14 protein-coding genes are annotated in these 19,320 nt (G+C 38.3%); 8 read left to right on the forward strand and 6 right to left on the reverse strand.

Annotation, left to right across the window (positions count from 1 at the left end):
• Nucleotides 1-51 precede the first annotated feature (51 nt).
• From ABMA72_RS00245 to hemB, 5 genes are read left to right on the forward strand one after another with little or no spacing between them, the layout of a single operon-like run.
• On the forward strand, nt 52-4,671 hold the full coding sequence (locus tag ABMA72_RS00245) for a hypothetical protein (RefSeq protein WP_393055376.1): 4,620 nt from the start codon (nt 52-54) through the stop codon (nt 4,669-4,671).
• Between the two features lie 42 nt (nt 4,672-4,713).
• Nucleotides 4,714-5,619 carry a ParA family protein gene (locus tag ABMA72_RS00250; protein ID WP_393055379.1) on the forward strand — a complete coding sequence of 302 codons (906 nt, stop codon included), beginning with the start codon at nt 4,714-4,716 and terminating at the stop codon, nt 5,617-5,619.
• A 30-nt stretch (nt 5,620-5,649) separates the two neighbouring features.
• Nucleotides 5,650-5,901 (forward strand): hypothetical protein, encoded by a 252-nt coding sequence (locus ABMA72_RS00255; protein WP_392860310.1) that lies wholly within the window; start codon nt 5,650-5,652, stop codon nt 5,899-5,901.
• 42 nt (nt 5,902-5,943) lie between these two features.
• Entirely contained in the window at nt 5,944-6,375 is a 432-nt protein-coding gene (locus tag ABMA72_RS00260; RefSeq protein ID WP_393055382.1) for a SufE family protein, read from the forward strand.
• Between the two features lie 14 nt (nt 6,376-6,389).
• A complete protein-coding gene (gene hemB, locus ABMA72_RS00265) occupies nt 6,390-7,379 on the forward strand; it encodes a porphobilinogen synthase (RefSeq protein ID WP_392860313.1) in 990 nt (329 codons plus the stop codon).
• Between the two features lie 210 nt (nt 7,380-7,589).
• On the opposite strand, the gene ABMA72_RS00270 is transcribed toward hemB, so the two are convergent.
• On the reverse strand, nt 7,590-7,880 hold the full coding sequence (locus ABMA72_RS00270) for a hypothetical protein (RefSeq protein WP_393055385.1): 291 nt from the start codon (nt 7,878-7,880) through the stop codon (nt 7,590-7,592).
• A gap of 51 nt (nt 7,881-7,931) precedes the next feature.
• Here ABMA72_RS00270 and ABMA72_RS00275 point away from each other — a divergent pair, with 51 nt between their 5' ends.
• Together ABMA72_RS00275 and ABMA72_RS00280 are read left to right on the forward strand one after the other, a co-directional pair.
• Nucleotides 7,932-9,335: a TonB-dependent receptor gene (locus ABMA72_RS00275; protein WP_392860316.1), complete on the forward strand. Its 1,404-nt coding sequence runs from the start codon at nt 7,932-7,934 to the stop codon at nt 9,333-9,335.
• A gap of 9 nt (nt 9,336-9,344) precedes the next feature.
• On the forward strand, nt 9,345-11,651 hold the full coding sequence (locus ABMA72_RS00280; RefSeq protein WP_393055388.1) for a penicillin acylase family protein: 2,307 nt from the start codon (nt 9,345-9,347) through the stop codon (nt 11,649-11,651).
• A gap of 3 nt (nt 11,652-11,654) precedes the next feature.
• Here the strand turns inward: ABMA72_RS00280 and ABMA72_RS00285 are convergent, their stop codons facing one another.
• Nucleotides 11,655-13,367 carry a mechanosensitive ion channel family protein gene (locus ABMA72_RS00285; protein WP_393055391.1) on the reverse strand — a complete coding sequence of 571 codons (1,713 nt, stop codon included), beginning with the start codon at nt 13,365-13,367 and terminating at the stop codon, nt 11,655-11,657.
• A gap of 137 nt (nt 13,368-13,504) precedes the next feature.
• Between ABMA72_RS00285 and ABMA72_RS00290 the strand changes: the two genes are divergently transcribed.
• Nucleotides 13,505-15,871: an ATP-dependent Clp protease ATP-binding subunit gene (locus tag ABMA72_RS00290; RefSeq protein ID WP_393055394.1), complete on the forward strand. Its 2,367-nt coding sequence runs from the start codon at nt 13,505-13,507 to the stop codon at nt 15,869-15,871.
• A 248-nt stretch (nt 15,872-16,119) separates the two neighbouring features.
• On the opposite strand, the gene ABMA72_RS00295 is transcribed toward ABMA72_RS00290, so the two are convergent.
• The 4 genes from ABMA72_RS00295 to ABMA72_RS00310 all read right to left on the reverse strand — a co-directional run bounded on the left by ABMA72_RS00295 (nt 16,120) and on the right by ABMA72_RS00310 (nt 19,310).
• Nucleotides 16,120-17,142: a peptidogalycan biosysnthesis protein gene (locus ABMA72_RS00295; protein WP_393055396.1), complete on the reverse strand. Its 1,023-nt coding sequence runs from the start codon at nt 17,140-17,142 to the stop codon at nt 16,120-16,122.
• Nucleotides 17,143-17,147: 5 nt separating this feature from the next.
• Complete coding sequence (locus ABMA72_RS00300) at nt 17,148-17,792, reverse strand: DsbA family protein (RefSeq protein WP_392860323.1); 645 nt, start codon at nt 17,790-17,792, stop codon at nt 17,148-17,150.
• Entirely contained in the window at nt 17,776-18,216 is a 441-nt protein-coding gene (locus tag ABMA72_RS00305) for a disulfide oxidoreductase (protein ID WP_392860325.1), read from the reverse strand. The genes ABMA72_RS00300 and ABMA72_RS00305 overlap by 17 nt, the downstream gene beginning before the upstream one ends.
• 95 nt (nt 18,217-18,311) lie before the next feature.
• Nucleotides 18,312-19,310 (reverse strand): ParB/RepB/Spo0J family partition protein, encoded by a 999-nt coding sequence (locus ABMA72_RS00310; protein WP_393055399.1) that lies wholly within the window; start codon nt 19,308-19,310, stop codon nt 18,312-18,314.
• Nucleotides 19,311-19,320 lie beyond the last annotated feature (10 nt).

Raw genomic sequence — 19,320 nt, forward strand, 5'->3', positions numbered from 1 at the left:
AAAGTTAAGAAATATTTTGGCGATAAGTTATTGGGATACTTGGGAAAGATAATGAATCGTATACTTTTAATTTCAATATTTTTAAGTGCTTTCATCGGCTGTACACCGCAGATGAATTCTTTAAAACAGGCAAGCTGTGATGATGGGCACTACTTTGATGAAATCACAAGAAGTTGTATTCTTGATGTTTCTCCAAAGGCACCGGTTATTACAACAACTTCAGTTTCAATGATTGAAGATGCGGCCAAGACAAGTTTTCCAATTTCTTTCACAGATCAAAATGGGGGAATACCTACTTCATGTACTATTGTTAATAGCGCAACAGGTTTAAATCAAACCATAACAATTGGTTCAATGACATTTGAAAGAGTAAATACTTGGCAGAATGCAATGAATCACTCAGAGCTTTATCTTGAACTTGTTGATAACCCATCTGTTTCGGCCGGTTCTGAAGTCGTTTCAATTGCAACAAATACAATTACGGTTCAAATTGACGCTGGCTTTTCAACTTCGCTGCAAATTATTAATGCAATTAACTCAAGTGTAACAATTAATCCAATCATTGTTGCAACGATAACTGGTCCAAATACAACGGAGAGTCCAACTCCTGGAATTAAAATGTTAGGTGCAACTTGTGAGTGTATTAGTGGTACTTGTTCGATGAATATTGAGCCTTCTCGCCATACAAATGGATCTTCATATATTGACTTCTACATCAGTGATGATGATGGAGATAGTGCTGTTTCAAGATTATATGTCGATGTGACAAATGTTGATCAAGCACCAAGTGTTGCTGCAACAAGAAGTGCAACTGTTGCTGAAGATTCACTCATTACTTTTGAATTTGATAGTGAAGTTAATGAAATACCTGTCTCAGGTTACTTTGATTATGATGGTGACTTTGCAACTTATTGTATTGCAAGCTCGGTTCATGCAAGTGTACAAAACTCAAATATTTCATGTAATTGTTCACTCGGTAAGTGTACATTAGCGTTTACTACTAGTGCCGATTATTTCAATGCGGCCGCAGAAGATATGGTCGAGTACCAAATCTATGCAAATGGCCAGTATTCAAATACTGGAGTTGCTTCAGTTCGAATCACTGAAGTTGATGATGAGCCAGTTGCTGCAAATATTATTACAGTTACTGTTGATGAGGATAATACTGGAACTCCTGGTGCTCAAACGGCAGTCGGTCTCTATTTCCCAACTGCATCTGATGATTCTTACATGGGATTTCCAAGCTCTGATCTACGATATAAATTTAAAAATTTAACAAGTTACCCTGATATTCAAGGTTCTTGTACAGGAGCTCCAGGAGATACTTTCCATGCTAATAGTGTGGACGACGCTACTTTTTGTAATCTCTTCTTTGATGGAGATGCAAATGGTGTCTTTACTGTCGAGTATCAAATTTCGGATTCTCCATTACCTTTAACAAGTATGGCAGACTTCCATACAACAGGTTATATCAATGTTGTCATCAATGCTAAAAACGATCCACCGGTTGTGGCAGGAGGTCCTTTTACGCACACGATGAATGAGTCTTCAGATTGGAATAAAGTAAGTGAAACAATTTCTCTAGGAAGTGTTTCTGATGTCGATAATACAACATCAACTCTTACAGTTTACTTCATTGATGGAAGCGGAAATCGTATCAACACGATGGCAGGGCAAGGATCTCTTGCTGGTACTGAAGGAACAATTAAAGATTGTGCCATTTCTTCAGGTGGTGCTATCACATGTTTATATGAAACATTAAATGGTAATAGTGCTAACACAATGGGAACTCCTGATGACTTCCAATTTGTTGTTAGGGATTCAAGCAATGCAGAATCAGTTGTACAAAGTCTTGATGTTATTGTTCAAGAAACTTCTGATGCCCCTGTCATTTGTAATTATTCAGTTTATGATCGCCGCGCAGGACGTACTGAATGTGGTGTGAATAATTGTATTGGTCATGGAGCGCCTAGCTTCAATCCTACTTCTCACGTAAGTGATAATCCTGTTGTCTATTTCGATCGTACTAATGGACTATGCTATGAATCAGTTGATACTGATGACTGGGCCGTTGCCTCAAATAATGGTGTTCAGAATGCAAGCTTTATGAGTGATGTTATCGTAGGTGAAAAAGAAGATATCATTATTGATAATGTTATTATCAGTGAAGGTGGAAGCATTAATGAAGCTTCTCAAACGGTAACGATTGAAAATGTTGTTTCAACTAATAATGTTCTTATTCAGCCAATGAATATTCAATTCTTAAAAGATACTGACCTTGATGGTGAATATAGTGAAGCAGGGGATCTTGCTGCTATAAATGGGGCCATGGCCAGCGGAGTAATCGATAATGGAATTTCAATCAATGAAATTCTTAGAATCAAAATGATCCCAACGGCATCGCAATTTGGTGAAACGACAATTTCATTTGACCTTGTTGATAATGGTACTGGTGCACCAAGAACATCTGTTTCTTTCAAAGTTAGAGTTGAGCCTCAAACAGTTGCTCACCACGGTTGGGCCGATGTAAAAGCACTTGGTACAAAAGTTAACCACTTTGGTATTCGAGTGGAGTCTAGTTTTACTTGTTCTCACTCTCTTACAAAATGTGATGGTGGAAATGAGTGTTACGGAACAGTTTCACCAGCTACTAATAATATTGTACCGGATGCGCCTGGAGCAATTTATCGTACGGCATCTAATCAGTGTTATTACTCAACAGGGACAACTTCAAATGATTGGGTACTAATTAATAAATCTGTTGCTTGTAATATTTCAGAAGTTAATCGTGATTATACAACTAATGGACTTCTAGAAGATACAACGACAACTTGTGATGATCTTGGTAGTGCAAGTTGTATTGGTGATGTTACATATGACTCAGGTGATGCATCATCTGTTAGTGTTGTTTTCAACTCTCAAACTGAAACATTATTAGCAAGTGATAATGATGGAAAATTTCTATTTAATACAGGTTACCGTGCAACAACGGGTGAAGATTGTTTCTACTCAGATGGGACAAATTGGATTCCATATCATGGAACTTCAAGTGTGAATCTTGAATGGGAAAACTTCACTGTAGGTACATCTGGAGCAATTCAAGGTTATAATGTCTATCGTAAGAAGGCTGGGCCTCTTCATACTTTTAATTACAGTAACCCTTTAAACCGAAGCCTTATTACTTCATCAAATACATATGTTGATAATGGGGAGAACTCACGTTTAGCTCCTGTTCCAAATCACACTTATGTCTATGAAGTAAGACCTGTTCTAAGTTTTACGAATCAACTAGGTGATAATGAATCTTTAGAGATTACAACAAATAATAATGTAGCGAAGCTAACAGTCGTTGCCCCTCAAGAAAACTTTGCCTTTGTTCACCGCTGGATGGTTAACAAGAAGGCATGTGAGATGATGCATTCAGACTCTTTCATTGATAGCAATTATGTATGCGAGTACAAAGGCTTTGGTGATACTGCTTCTGCTCTTGGGACTATTGGCTCAATTTATGACTTTGGCAAAGACTTACTTGTTCCTCGTTTTGAAATGGGATGTCCATATTCTAAAACAAGTTGTGATACAACAGATGGACAATGTGTCGCTCAAAATCTAGGTGCTTATGATGGGCCAGATGGATCTGTTTTCTATGAGAGATCAACAGGTTCTTGTTATGTGAAAAATGGGGTATGGCAGAGTTTCTCTAATCAGACTCTTGATTCAGCAGTGGCATTTCAATCTTTCTTGCCACCGCTAACAAATATTACAAATGCTAATGCTGTAAATGCATGTACGACTCTTACAGGATCTCCGACTATTGTTGGATATGGAGCGGCGACATCTTATAAGCTTCCAACACGTGACGAGCAGATCGCTTATAGTGCTTGGGATGTAAGAGCAACTTCTGATGCAAATATCGAAGTTGTGGAAAGGGGACTAGCACTAAACTCTTCTAGTAAATGTAATGCATCAGGGGCAAGTGGCCTTGAGTCTTCGTACATGGATATCGATAATTTAAGTTCATCTGATATTCACACTATCCCTGGAACAAACTCTTCAGGTATTCGCTCACTTCATACAGGGTCTGTATTTACTCAGGACTGTACTTCGGCCTTTGGTGTACAAGATGCTGTCGGAAATGTTGCAGAGATTTCAGATACTGCATATGGCTTCAACGCTAATATCTACTCTTTTGCTTCAATCGTTTCGACTAAGGCCGATATTTATGGTGGAACAGGTGATTACCTAATGGATTCATTTATTGGGCCATGTAATGACTCGGATGGGGACAATGATTGTGATCTTGAGCTTGATAGCCACTTATTCGAAAATGTTTCAGATTATAGTGCAAGATACTTTAACTATGTTTTTGGTATTCCTATTTCTAATGCCGCTAAGGCCACTGAAGATGCCATGCCTGGAAGTGTCATTAATGATTATACTCTAAGAATTGGTTCAACTGCTGGAATCACGAACTCTCAACTTCATGATGATGAGATTTTTAGAATCTTTAACAACACTAATGGAGTTAACGGAAGTATGGTTAGTGGTGGTGATTATGCAAGTCTTTCTGGTGCAGGTGTCTACGCATTTGAATTTCTTCCTGATGCTGAGGCGAGTAGTAGAATTGGTCTGCGTTGTGTTATCGAACTTGACCCAAATCAGTATGACTAATTGGTGCCAACACTTAAAATTATGATATAATCTCTGAGTATCATGACAATGAATGATTCTTGGGAGAAGGTTATGTTCTTTGGTCGCAATCGTGCTGAAAAATCACAAGACTTAGGAAAAGGAAAAATCATTTCTTTTCTTAACCAAAAAGGTGGAGTTGGTAAAACAACGATGTGTTTTAATACGGCACATGCCTTGGCCCAGAAAGGACATAAGGTTCTTGTTATTGATATGGATCCTCAGGCCAATATGAGCTATCTCTTTGGCCACGAAGAAAGCCGCGATAGCATTAGTATTTTCAACCTGCTACTTAACTCTGTAAAAGAGCTTAAGCATATGCACACTTCAACTATTTTTGAAAAAGTCGTATTTAAAACAGATGTAGGTGTGGATCTTCTTCCATCTGCCCAAGAACTATCTGGATTTGAATTATGTGTGGCGGGAATAAGTTCTCCACGACAAATGATTTTAAAAAAATATGTTGAGCAAGCTGGAATTAGAAAACGCTACGACTATATTCTTATTGATTGCCCTCCAACACTTGGACTTCTCGTTGTTAATAGTATTTGTGTGAGTGATGGAGTCATTGTTCCTTTTAGGCCTGATGACTTTTCAATGAAGGGACTAGAGCATTTCTATGGAATGCTCTCTGATATTGAGGATATGGAAATTGTTAAGCTTCCTGAGATAATCACGCATATTCCAAATCTAATGGACACTAGACGTAAGCAAGAGGAAAGTGATCTTGACGAGATTAAGGAACTTATTCGAAAGGTAACTGGAGATGACCGCTTTATTGCTCCATTCTTTAATAAGGCCCAGATTGTGAAATCTCAGGCCGCTAAAAAGTCAATCTATGCCTATAATTCCAAGGAATATCGCCCGCTACATGAACAATTTAATAAAATCGCAAATTTAATTGATTCGTGGAATGATTCGACTTTATAACTATAATTAAGAGACAAAAAAGGAGCTTTCGTGGCCACAATTAAGAACCCATTATATGTTGTAACTAACGAAGGACGTGACGTGGAAGGTGTCGCTACTTATCTTGAATTATTGGTAAAGAAATTTGGTTTGCAACCATACCTTGATATTTTAGACTCAATGATTGCGATGCTAACGAATCAAGTTGGAAATTACGGATTTTTCATTGCCCTTCAAAACTTTATTGACCACATTGCCGCTCAAATAGAAAAAGTAGTGGAGTTTGCTTCACGCATTATCTAAAAAATGCTAGACTCCGATACATATTGACTTAAGGAGTTCATTTTGCAAATACAAGAAAGAGTTGACGCACTTATTTCAGAATTCAACGGCTTTGGCGATTGGGAAGATCGCTATATGCACATCATCTCTCGTGGAAAAGAGATGGAATCCCTACCTGAAGATTTACAAAAAGAAGAATATAAAGTGAAAGGATGCCAGTCCCAAGTATGGCTAATTCCAGAGCTTAAAGATGGCAAGGTTTACTTTCGTGCCGACAGTGATGCGGCCATCGTAAAGGGAATTGTTTCAATTCTTGTTGGTGTTTATTCGAATGCCACACCAGATGAAATTCTTGCAACGAAGCCTGATTTCTTAGATACAATTGGCCTTCGCCAACACTTATCAATGTCTCGTGCCAACGGACTTTCGAGCATGATTAAGCAAATCTCAATGTATGCTCTTGCATTTAAAACTAAAATTCAAATGGGATTATAAAAGGGACTATAGAGATGTATTTAAATAATATTCGACCAAGAAGAAATAGAAAGAATCATGCGATGAGATCTCTTATGCGTGAGACGACTCTGACTGTAGATGATCTAATTATGCCTCTGTTCGTTATCGACGGACAAAATCAAACAGTACCAGTGACATCTATGCCTGGGATTAATCGTTACTCTCGTGATCTTATCGTTAGGGAAGTAAAAGAGCTTTGGAACTTAGGTATTAAGTGTGTTTCACTATTTCCTGCCCTTGATGATTCAATTAAGGATCGCTTTGCTACTGAATCAAAGAATCCAAATGGCCTTCTTCAACAGACAATTAAAGATATTAAGAATGCTTGTCCTGATATGCTTATCATGACAGATGTTGCAATGGACCCTTACTCAAGTGATGGCCATGATGGGCTTGTTTGTGAAAAGACTGGTGAGATTTTAAATGATGAAACACTAGATATTCTTGCGGCCATGGCACTTGCACAGGCCCAAGCGGGAAGTGATATCATTGGCCCATCAGATATGATGGATGGCCGTATTGCGGTTATTCGTGAGGCCCTAGATAGTGATTCATTCACTAACACGCAAATTATGTCTTATACGGCCAAGTATGCTTCAGCATTCTATGGGCCTTTTAGAGATGCTCTTGATAGTGCACCTAAAGCAGGTGATAAGAAGACTTATCAAATGGATCCGGCCAATACAATTGAGGCCTTACGTGAAATTGAACTTGATGAAGCTGAGGGAGCAGATATCTTAATGGTTAAGCCAGGAATCAGCTACCTTGATATCATCGCTAAGATGAAAGAGCGTACAAATCTTCCAGTTGCTGCATATAATGTGTCAGGTGAGTATGCAATGGTAAAAGCCGCTGCCCAAAATGGTTGGGTTGATGGCGATGCTGTAGCAATGGAGATGTTAACGAGCTTTAAGCGCGCTGGATGCGATATGATTTTAACGTATTTCGCTAAAGAAGTGGCCGTTCAATTTGCCAAAAACTAATTCTATTTAATCTTTGACCTTAATAGGGATGTAGGCCTTAGCTCTTTTTTCGCGGGCCTGCTTCTCTTTCACTGAAGCAATTCCAACTAAAATACCGACGATGATAACAGGAATCCACATAATCACTCCTTGGTTCCTTTCCTAAGGATATTATAGCATCGTTATCGGATAATATTTGATAAATCTAAGTCAATTTTTTGTGAACTTCACCTAAGTACTTGAATCTACGTAGTCTTTTAAGACTTGAGCAGACTCTTTGGTGCCGTCTTTAAACCACTTTGCCTCAGGATAACTGACAATATGGATACCTTCGCGGCATTTTCCGAGGCAGTCGCTTGATGTAACCCTGACAACACCCTTTCCATATTTTTCATTGAAATAAGACTTCAATTCGCTCTTTAGGGCCATGGCATCTTCAAGCATAGGGCACTCATTCTTCTTACAGCTCTTGCAAATAAAGATGTGTTTTTTAAAGAGATTCGTGTCGTGTTCTTTTGCCATATAGAGTCCTAAGCTGTTATTATAACTAAAAAAATTTAAGGAATTTATACTATGGATTTTTGCCAAATTCTATCAGCAAAACAAAAAGCATTACAAATTAATTTAGATAATAAAGTTTACGGCAGTTTCGCAGAAATTGGCGCAGGACAAGAAGTTGCACGCGAGTTCTTTAGAGCTGGTGGGGCGGCCGGTACTGTTGCTAAGACGATGTCTGCTTATGATATGCAAATCTCTGATGCGATCTACGGTGTGGAAGCGTCGGGACGTTATGTTTCACAAGGTCGTCTGCATACGATGCTAGAGACTGAGTTTACAAAGATGTACAAGCGTCTCAAGGATCAAAGAGAAGAAGGAACGAAATTCTTCTGCTTTGCCGATACTGTTGCTGCAAAAAGTTACTCGGGACGCGGTGAGTGTCACGGTTGGCTTGGTGTTCGCTTTCAACATGAAGCAGGAGCTGCACCATCTGATCTTATTCTTCACGTAAATATGCTTGATCAAGAAAATCTTCAGCAACAAGAGGCCATTGGTTTTCTTGGTGTAAATATGATTCACAGCTGTTTCTACAATACGAGTGATTCTTCTCATTTAGTTTCATCTCTAATGGATAACCTTTCAGCAAGTCGTTTAAGAATTGATATGATTGACGTTAGAGGCCCTGCCTTTGATGGTATTGATCCACGTATTCTTTCTTTAGAACTTGTTAAGAGAAAGTTTACTTCGGCCGTGATGTTTGATGAGAATGGTAAAGTTGTTCAAATCAAGGATTACTTATATCGCAAGCCACTTGTTGTTCTTAGAGGTTCTTTTAGGCCACCAACAAAGGGTAATGTTGATGCTCTTAAAGTTGGGCGTGAGCTATTATGTACAAGTGAGAAATGTGAGAATGTTGTGACTCTTTCAGAGATTTCAATGTCAAAACTTCTTTCTCGTTCATCATCAATTGATAATGCTGACTTCTTAGCTCGTGTTGATTTACTTGCAAAGATTAAGCAAAAAGTTTTGATCACAAACTTTGCTTCTTATTTCGAATTAAATCAATTCTTACAACCAATTGCTAAGAATCAAATTGCTTTTATTACAAACACATACAACTTAAATGAAATTTTAAATATCAAGCACTATGAGAATACATCTTTTGGAATTCTTGGTGGCCTTGGAGAGTTATTTGGACTTAACACGAAGTTATACCTCTACCCATGTGCCGATGATCATGACTCAAAGAAACGCTTAAGCTTTGCGGATGTAACTTATGATAGCTCGCTAGAGTTTCTTGTTAAGTACCTTCGTGAAAATAAGCTAATCGTTGATCTTGAAGGTTATGATCAAGAAGCATCAGGAATCTGGTCTCGAACAGTTATTGAAATGATCGAAAAAGATGAGAGTGGTTGGGAAAAAATGCTTCCAGAGGAAGTCGTTGAATTAGTTAAAAGTAACAATCTATTTAAGAATTAAGAGATCATCATGAGAAAGATTCTAGGTATTGCTATCGGCCTTTTTGTTTTAATAATCGCTTCTGTTTATTTTATGCTCTTAGGCTCTTTCCCGGTAATGCATGGAAGTCTTAAAATCGATGGCCTAAATGGTTTAACAAAGATTTATCGTGACCACGAAGGTGTTGTTCACATCGAAGCGGACTCTCGCCACGATATGAATTATGCTCTTGGTTTTTCAATGGCCAGTGACCGTAGCTTTCAATATGAACTTATAAGTCGTGCTGGACAGGGAAGACTTGCCGAAATCCTTGGCCCTGATCTTATTGCTGTCGATAAACTTTTTCGCACTTTAAATTCTAAGTATATTCGTGAAGGTATTTTGGCCTCTCTTGATCCGGTTGTTAAAAAAGACCTTGAATCATTTATGGCCGGCTATAATTACTATCTTGAAAATAATGTAAGGCCAATTGAGTTTTTCTTATTAGGAATTAGGCCAAAGAAAATTGATATTGAGGATATCTATGGTGTCTTCGTCTATCTAAACTATAGCTTCTCTCCATTTATGAGAAATGAAGTTGCTTATCAAAGTATTATGGCCAAGGTTAAGCATCGTGACTTCAAGTATCTATTTGCTAATAACGAAGTTGATTTTTCGAAGCGTTTAAGACGTGTCGTTGATGCAAGCTTTATCGACTATGAATCACTTTTAAAGGGGATCGGTACATTTATAGGCTCAAATGCTTGGGCAATCTCTGGCAAAAAGACAAAGTCTGGAAGCCCAATCCTTGCAAGTGATCCACATATTAATTTCTCAGCTCCAAATATTTGGTATGAAGCAAATATAAAGAATAAAGAAGAAGGCTTTCATATGTATGGCCACTTTCTACCACTGATTCCATTTCCGGCCATGGGACATAATCGTAAGCTCGGTTGGGGATTAACTATCAGTTATACAGATGATGTTGATCTCTATCAGTTAGAAGATGATTTTGAAGTTGTTCGCATTGAGGATTCACTAATTAAAGTTAAAGGTGAAGACTCAATTGATTTTCAAATTAAGTGGAGTGAAAAAGGGCCTGTTGTTAATGAGATCGTTCAGGCCGTAAATAAAGATGCCAAGAATATCGCCGCTCATTTTAGCTTTTTTCAAGAAGGTAATAAACCGATTGAAGGTTTTTTTGGGCTAGGCCGTGCAAAGAACTTAGAAGAGATTAAGAAGGCCACAAGTATTGTAAAGTCCCCTGGCCTAAATATTGTCTATGCTGATGCTGATGGTAATGTTGCTAGACTTATCATGGGTGATAGCTATAAGAGGTCTCATCCTTTTGAGTCAGATCTTGTACAAACTCCAGATCGTAAGATTTTAGGCGTCTATTCATTTGATGAGAAGCCACATGAAATTAACCCTGAAAATGGTTTTATTGTTTCTGCTAATGATGCACCTAAGACAATGAAGGAAGGAATCTATCATCGTGGAGGTTGGCACTCAGATAATCGCTACAATACAATCCTAAAGTCACTCGAACTTCGTGATAACTGGGATATGGATTCTCAAAAGATGGTACAAACTGCAAGCTTTAGTACGAATAATCGCAAGATGCAGAAGATCATTCATAATGCAGTTAAGAAATATCCGATGAGCTCTCTTGAAGAAGAGGCCCTTGAAGTTTTTATGGATTGGAAAGGACACTCTCGTAAGGAGCAAGTTGCACCTACAATATTTCATGAAACTAATATGCGTATCCGTAAACTTCTAATGGATGAGATGGGCGAGGACTACACTAAGTATTGTAAGGCCATCAATTCTTGGATTTTCTACTATCGTCTACTTGATACACCATTTGATAATTGGTGGGATATTGAAAAAACTGCACCTGTGGAAGATCGTGATACTGTTGTTGCTATGGCGTTTAAAGAAGCTGTCGCGTACTTAAAGGACGAACTTGGTGAAGATATAAGTACTTGGCGTTGGGGACGTGTTCACCAACTTACGATGCCTCACCCTTTTGCAAAGAATAAGTACCTTGCAAAACTATTTAACCATGGGCCTTATGAGGCAAATGGCTCGATCAATAGCATTAATCATATTCGACGTGTCTCTTGTGACAGTGGGCATACGCCGGTAACTGGGCCTAGTACTCGTCGTCTTATCGATTTTGCTAATGTTGATATTTCTTATGGAATTCTACCTTTAGGAAACTCTGGACATATGCTTTCTCCTTATTATGATAATCAGAGAGAGCGTTTTATGAATGATGAGTATCGTCCTCAAATTTTTAGCTTTGATCTTATGAAGAAGTCAGGCCCTAAAGTTTTAACTCTAAGGCCTTTATAGATTTTATTTTAATCGAAGTTCAGATGAGCGATTAGGTGCATTCCATCTGTCGCTCGCAAGCTCATCTGCAATCTGCTGTGAGCGGCCAAAATCCACGTCTTCTGGCGTATAAGTGACACCAGGGTCCTGTTGAACATGAAGAGTTTGGGTAGGGAAAGCAAAGTTAATTCCGTGCTTCTTAGCGGCCCTTAGGATATCGAGTAAGAATTTATGCTTCTCATTTAATTCATCATCCCAGCTTGGCACTTCCCAAAACATATACACGAGAATATTGAGTGAGCTTGCACCCATGCTATTAAAATAAACTTGGAAATTATCTTTTCTCGTCATTGGGTGTGCAACGATAATTTGGCGAATACTTTCACAAAAATTTTCAATCTTCTCTGGTGGAGTCGCATAATCGATTCCTAAAGTTGTGTTAAAACGACGAAAGCGTCTGCGCCCAAGGTTGTCGATATTGGCGTTGATAAGATTTCCATTTGGAACGGATAGGAGCGAGTTGTGAAATGTTCTGATCCTTGTCGATCTCATTCCCACTTCTTCAATGATACCTTCGATATCATTATTAATCTTAACCCAGTCTCCAATTGTAAATGGGTTATCAAAAAGAACCGTAAATGAACCAAAGAGGTTAGAAATTGTATCCTTGGCGGCAAGTGCAAAGGCGATCCCCCCAATTCCCATACCGGCTAGGATTGATTTCATATCCAGTTCGAGGGCATCACCAATAAAAATGATACCGACAGCATAGATAAAGAATCTTGCTGTCTTTCTAATTAGTGGAACAACAATATCATCAAACTTATTCTCTGTTTCACGTGCCTTGTCCTCAAGGTAGAGGCAGATAACAGTTAGTAGTTGATTAAGAATAAAGACGACTGAAATGGCCATGACGATATCGCATGCCTTAACGACTAAGACGAGAGCATCGGCAGGCAGATCAATCCACGTAGCAAGTGTTTGGAAAATATAGGCAAAGGCAAGGCTACCAAATGGTGAAGTTAGCCTATTTTGTTGTTTTTCAGTAAAGGTAATATTTCTTTTCTTAAGAATTGATATTGTTTTGGCCGCAATATAATGGCGTACAATTCGGTCAATAATAAAACTAAAGAGAGTAATGACAAGTAAGAGTATCCAGTGAATATTTAAAAGGAGGAAGCGCTGATGAAAAGTCCATGCAGGTAGATACTCTTTTAAGCGCTCTTTTGGAGACTGGCTATAGACGACATCCTTTGCAACTTTCTTACCCTTTAGTGAGAGGTCATAAAAACGTAGCGACGACATTGTTTCTTTCGTAAAAAGCCACACCATTTTATCCCCACGCTGAACTTGGCGAATGGAAATTTCTACATTGTGATCTTTATTTTCTACTTGTACGACTTCTTTTCGGTAGTACCAGATTCCATCATCAACTTTACGAGGAATTCTCTTTACATCAATATATTCGATACGATCAAAAACAGTAATAAGAGTTCTTGAGAAATCTTTTAATTTAAATTCCTTAACTGTATCCGGAATATGGCGTCCGTCTAGTGCCAGTACCGCTTGTTCAAGTCCTTGGTCATTTCCAAGTTTATAGGCCTTCATGGACTTAAGGAAATAATTCATGGTTGCACGAGGAGAGCTTAAGTCGAGGGGAGGTAGCTTCTGGGCAAAGGCCTGGGACTTAAGGATTAAAACAAAGATAAGGAAAAGCTGAAGAAAAAATTTATTCATAATAATCTCATTTATTTCGAAAAAATATTTTGGTTACCTTGACAATTATAAAACACGTCCCATCTTATTAGTAGAAGGGGAAAAATACCTCATGATTTTAGGTGTTTATACCCAAGAATTTGCGTGGAGGAATTTTTATGAATAAGTACGATTCAATCGTTGCAGGCAGTCTCGATATTGCCCAATCTCTTCTAATGGAAAAGAAGAATGCTCAACTATCTGAGTGGCACCTTGCTTATGGGCTGGTGAAGAATCCTTCTTCTTTCTCATCAAGAGCATTAAAGAATAAATTAAAAGATATAAAATCAGAAATTGAGCGCTTACCTCAAGCTTCTCAGGAAGTCTCACTTGATAATGTCAGACCTACTGCAGGACTTAGTAAGTGGCTCACATTGGCATCTTCCAATGCTATTCAATCAGGCCGTCAGGAAGTAACAGAAACTGACCTTCTAAAGCATATTGTGACAACCCTCTCCAGTCTCAATATTGACCCGAATGTCTTTAACTCTGCTATGAATGGAGACGATGAAGAGGAGGTTCCTGCCTTCCTGACGAACCTGAATGAAATGGCCGCTGAAGGTAAGCTTGATCCTGTCATTGGACGCTCGAAAGAAATTCGTGCGGTAATGGAAATTCTAGGACGTCGTGGGAAGAATAATCCTGTCTTAGTTGGGCCTGCCGGAGTAGGTAAAACTGCTATTGTTGAAGGCCTTGCGGAAATGATTGTTAAGGGAACTGTTGCTGATGTCTTAGAAGGAAAGACTGTCTATGCACTTGATATGGGTGCTCTGATGGCCGGAACTAAGTTTCGCGGTGAATTTGAAGAGCGTCTACAAAAGCTTTTAAAATATATTAAACAAAATGCAGCAACTTCGATTCTCTTTATCGATGAAATTCACCAGTTAGTTGGTGCTGGTAAAACAGATGGCGCTATGGATGCGGCCAATCTCTTGAAGCCTGCTCTTGCAAGAGGAGAGCTCAATTGTATTGGAGCAACGACTGATGAAGAATATCAAAAATATATTCTAGGAGATAGTGCACTTGAAAGACGCTTTCGAGCAGTACCGGTAAATGAGCCATCAAAAGAAGATGCTATTGAAATTTTAATGGGGATTCGCGAGAAGCTAGAGATTCATCATGGAATTAAGATTTCTGATGATGCAATTTTTAACTCCGTTATTTTATCTGATCAATATATTACAGATAAGAATTTACCAGATAAGGCCATCGACCTTGTGGATGAAGCGGCAAGTGCACTTAAACTATCTGCGGAAGCGATGCCTGCAAAACTCGTAGAGTTAGAAGCTGAAATTCGCTCAAAGAAAGTGAATATGCAAATTGATAAGGACAATGAAAAGTTGGCCAAAGAAGTTGAAGAGCTTGAAGAAAAATTCAATGAGCAAAAAAGCACTTGGGAAGAAGAGGTTCTTTCACTTAAGAGAGTCTCTGAATTAAAGAATCAAAGAGATCGCCTAAACTTCGAGTTAGAAGCTGCTGAAAGAAGTCAAGACTATGAGAAGGCATCAATGATTAAATACTCTCAGCTTCCAGAAGTTGAAAAAGAGCTTGAATCTTGTCATCACGATTGGGTTCTTGCGACTAAAGATATTGCTCTTGTGATTTCAAGACAAAAGGGAATTCCTGTCGAGAAAATCCTTAAGTCAAAACAAGCGCAGATTTTACAACTTGAAGGCTTTTTAAAGTCACGTGTTTACGGACAAGAAGAAGCATTAACAGAAATTGCTGATACAATTATTTCGGCCCACGCAGGTCTGACAGACCCTTCTCGACCACTAGGTTCGTTCCTCCTAAAAGGTCCTAGTGGTGTGGGGAAGACTGAGACAGCAAAGGCACTATGTGAGTTCTTATTTGATACACAGGATAACTTAATACGTTTTGATTTATCTGAATTTAGTGAAAAGCACTCAGTGAGTAAACTCATTGGTGCCGCCCCTGGTTATGTTGGTTATGAAGAGGGTGGTGTTCTAACTGAAGCGGTAAGACGTCACCCTTATTCAGTAATTCTCTTTGATGAAATTGAAAAGGCCCATCATGACTTCGGTGATATTCTGTTACAAATTTTAGATGACGGTAGGCTAACAGATAATAAAGGACGAACAATTGATTTTAAAAATACGATTATCCTTTTAACGACAAATGCAAAAGTTGTTGAAACAGCATTTAAGCCAGAGGTTTTAGGTAGACTTGATTCAGTGCTAACTTACAATGCACTTGATCGCTCAATCATGAACTCGCTAATTGATAAGCAAGTTCGCTTACTTAATTCGAGACTACTTGGCCGTAAGCTTAAGGTCGATTTATCAGAAAGTGTGCGCGCTAGACTTAATGAGCAAGGTTACAGCGAGGCCTATGGTGCAAGACCACTTGCTTCAATCTTTAACCGATTAGTAACAAGACCTTTATCAAAAGAGATCATGGCACATGATCTGGAAGAAAAAGACTTAAAGGTCGATTATAAAGATTCTCACATTACAATTAACTAATAATACCGGCCCCTTAACAGGGGCCTTGTTGTTCGGTACGTCGATACTTTTGGCAATTACTACTACTTAGCGCACTTCTAATGCTCTTTGCTTTCAATATTTGTGCTTTTGTATATGAAATCCAGCATTTTGATGCTTTATTTTCGTAAAATGAGCATACTCCTACGTCAATATTGACTTTAACTAAGAATAAATGAAGTTAGAAGAATGTAAGTTATTGAAGTTGCCAAAAGTATCGACGTACCGACCTACTTAAAAGGAAGTAGCTCTTTTAAATCTTCATGATATTGTTTTACGCTCAAGTTTTGATTCTTAACGTGATTAGCGATAGCTTCGTGTAATTGTGTGTTTTTTAAGTGATGCCATGACTCAATTTCAACTGGCCTAAATCCACGGTAGAGCTTTTGTTCTCCTTGGGCACCAGCTTCGAAAATCTCTAGCTTATTATCGATGCAATACTCCATTGCCATATAGTAGCACATTTCAAAATGAAGAAACTCATACTTATTTTGATGAAGAGGGTGAACTCCCCAGTAGCGTCCATAGAGTTTTGTTGTGGATTCAAAAAATAGCGCCATGGCAATAATTGAATCTTCTTTATAGGCCAGGTGAAAAAAACAATTCTCTAGGGTGTTTAACCCAAGAAAGAAATCGAGAGTAAGGTAGGCATAAGCTGACTTCTTATCAATCGTTGTTAAATATAGGCCATATATCTGTTTAAGTTCATCTGTTGTAAGCTCACTTGCACATACTTTTTTAATCTCAATATCATATGAGTGGCATGCCTTTCGTTCCTTCTTTATGCTTTTTCTCTTATTCTTTTTAAGCTTTGAAAGATAGTCTTCAAATGAAGCGTACTCATTAATAAAATGATACTGAGTCGTAATTTGTTTAAAGAAGCCTAAGTCTTTCAGGCAATAATAGCTATTATCTGTAAAATAGTAGTGCTCACTAGATAGGTTTAACTCCTGATACATATTAAAAGACTTTGTTAGAAGCGTCCCATCAAATTCTTGAGTGAATTTACTATTATTTACTGGTGTGAAAGGAATGGCGTGAATAAGCTTTGGGTAATACTCTTGGCCCATTCGGTGATAGAGATCGGCCCAGGCCCAGTCAAAAATATACTCACCGTAGCTGTGTGATTTGATATATGAAATGAGCTGATTATTGTTGGTCGCAAGGTGAGTGGGTTCCCAACCTCTTTCTGGGCATGCACTCCCACTATCTTCAATTAATTTTAGAAAGTGGGAGTTGGCAAAGGTATGCATTCTACTTATTTTTCTAGTTCTTCACGAATCTGTAGTTCTAGTTGTTGATAGCTAAAACGCTCTAATGGTTTTCCATTGATAAAGAAAGTCGGTGTTCCACGAACTCCAAGTGTCTTTCCATCTTCTGCGTCTTGCTTAATCCATTCCATGAATTTTGGATCATGCATATCTTTTTTGATTTGATCAATATCTAGATCTAGTGTTGTTAAGTAATTCCAGATTAGGTCTGGGCGTGGGTTGTGGTGATTTCCCCATGCTGGTTGACTCTTAAAAAGTAGGTCAAGAGTTTGCCAGTATTGACCTTGCTTTCTTGCTGCCTCTAGAATTGAGATTGCATAGGCCGAGTTCTTGTGAAAGGCCGCATAGCGAACAACTAGCTTTATCTTACCTTCGTATTTTTCTACGATTTCTTTTACATATGGTGCAAAGGCACGGCAAGACTCACACTCAGGGTCTAAGAATTCGACTAAGACAACTTTTGCATCATCTGGTCCGATAGAAGGAGAGTAATCTCTGACAAATAATTTGTGATTTTCATTGGCCATAAAACCGAGCTTGGCCGCTTGTTGTTTTTTGTAAAATGTTGCACTAATGGCAAAGACTGCAATAACAGTAACGATTGCAGCTATAATTTTATGACTTTTTTGCATTTAAGAAATCCTTGTTGCTATAAACTTCTAATAAGAATAGTGAAAATAAAATTGTAAAGGCGAAGAATGCCAACATTGGAATTGAGATAAACCCGAACCAGTTAATCCATTTCTCTGAACATGGGACACCACTTACACAGGGACTCGCACTTTCCGGAATGACCTTAAGTTGAACGAGGTTGTGATAAATTGAAATGGCCCATCCTGAAATAATAAAAGGGGCACCATAGAGAATGCTTCTTTTATCATCTTGATAAAAGCCTATCAGTAAAATCGCTGCAAGTGGATACATGGTAATTCTCTGCCACCAACAAAGTGTGCACGGAACAAATTCCATGATGACACTAAAGAATAGTGAGCCAGCTGCTGCCAGTATGGCAACAATCCACATAATAAAAAGGGTGTTCTCTTTGACTAATTTCATGACGATTATCATAACGAAACTTTAAACAGATGACCAAGTAATTCGTCATCTGCCTAAAGCGTTATATTGTCAATTTTTTGTAAAGTGGTTTGGGTTTAGAGAGAGTACTCTGGATTGAACTCTTGTTGATCTTCATCAAGTACAATCGTAGGCTCAGAAGTAACTTCCTGAGTTTCAGTTGATTCAGTTGAATCAGAAGTTACGTGATTAGAAGTTGTTCCCATGTTGAAGAAGCGCTCAAGATTCTCTTGCATCTTTCTTAGTTCTTTCATGATTGAAGCAGACTCCTTACCTTCGTAAGTAAGCTCTTCTAAAAGAATACGAGTAAGGTTCTTATTCATTCTCTTTGAAAGGTTTCTAAGGTGAGCATATTCTGCTGGCAATGGCTCCATTGTTTCAATTTCTTGTTCAGCTTCCTGAACACCACCACGCTTTGCTGCTGCAACAATTTGTTTTACTTCTTTTACTGTTTTATCTGAGATCATTGGAAGAACGCTGTCTTGAACTTCTTTGTCTAGCTTGATGATCTCGTTAGTAACACTTGCATTGATATGACCAAGTTGGCGTGCTTTCTTTACATGTTCTGATGCAAGGGCATCTCTTTTAATTGCACCTTTGATCACACTCTTTGAAAGACCTGTCTTTTGTGCCGTAATGGCAGCAAATGAATCCTGGTCTTGCTCTTCTTTTGCCTTCTCAAGCTTCTTTTCTTCTGTTGTTGTTGCAATAACATCAACTTCAATCTTAGTGGCCGTTGGGTTTAGCTCTTCAAAGATTTCGCGCCCACGGTTAAGACACTTTTCAAATTCAAGTTTATCGAGTGCTCTTCTCACAAGGTTTTCATCAATTGAAATTAACTCTTGCTCTAGTGACTTGCGGTCAACAACATGAACAGGAACTTCTTCAATTCCAAGCTCTTTTAGGGCCTGATATCTTCTAGCACCAGCTAGTAGTTCGTTTTCTTTATTGATTGTTAGAGGATTGATTAGACCAATATTTTCGATACTGATTTTTAATGTCTCAACATCAGTATTAGTTCTTAGGTATTCACTATTTAATTTAATATCATTGATATTAACAGTTGTTGTTTGCATGGTGTCCTCT

The organism is Halobacteriovorax sp. CON-3, from assembly GCF_043196995.1.
Taxonomy (GTDB): domain Bacteria; phylum Bdellovibrionota; class Bacteriovoracia; order Bacteriovoracales; family Bacteriovoracaceae; genus Halobacteriovorax_A.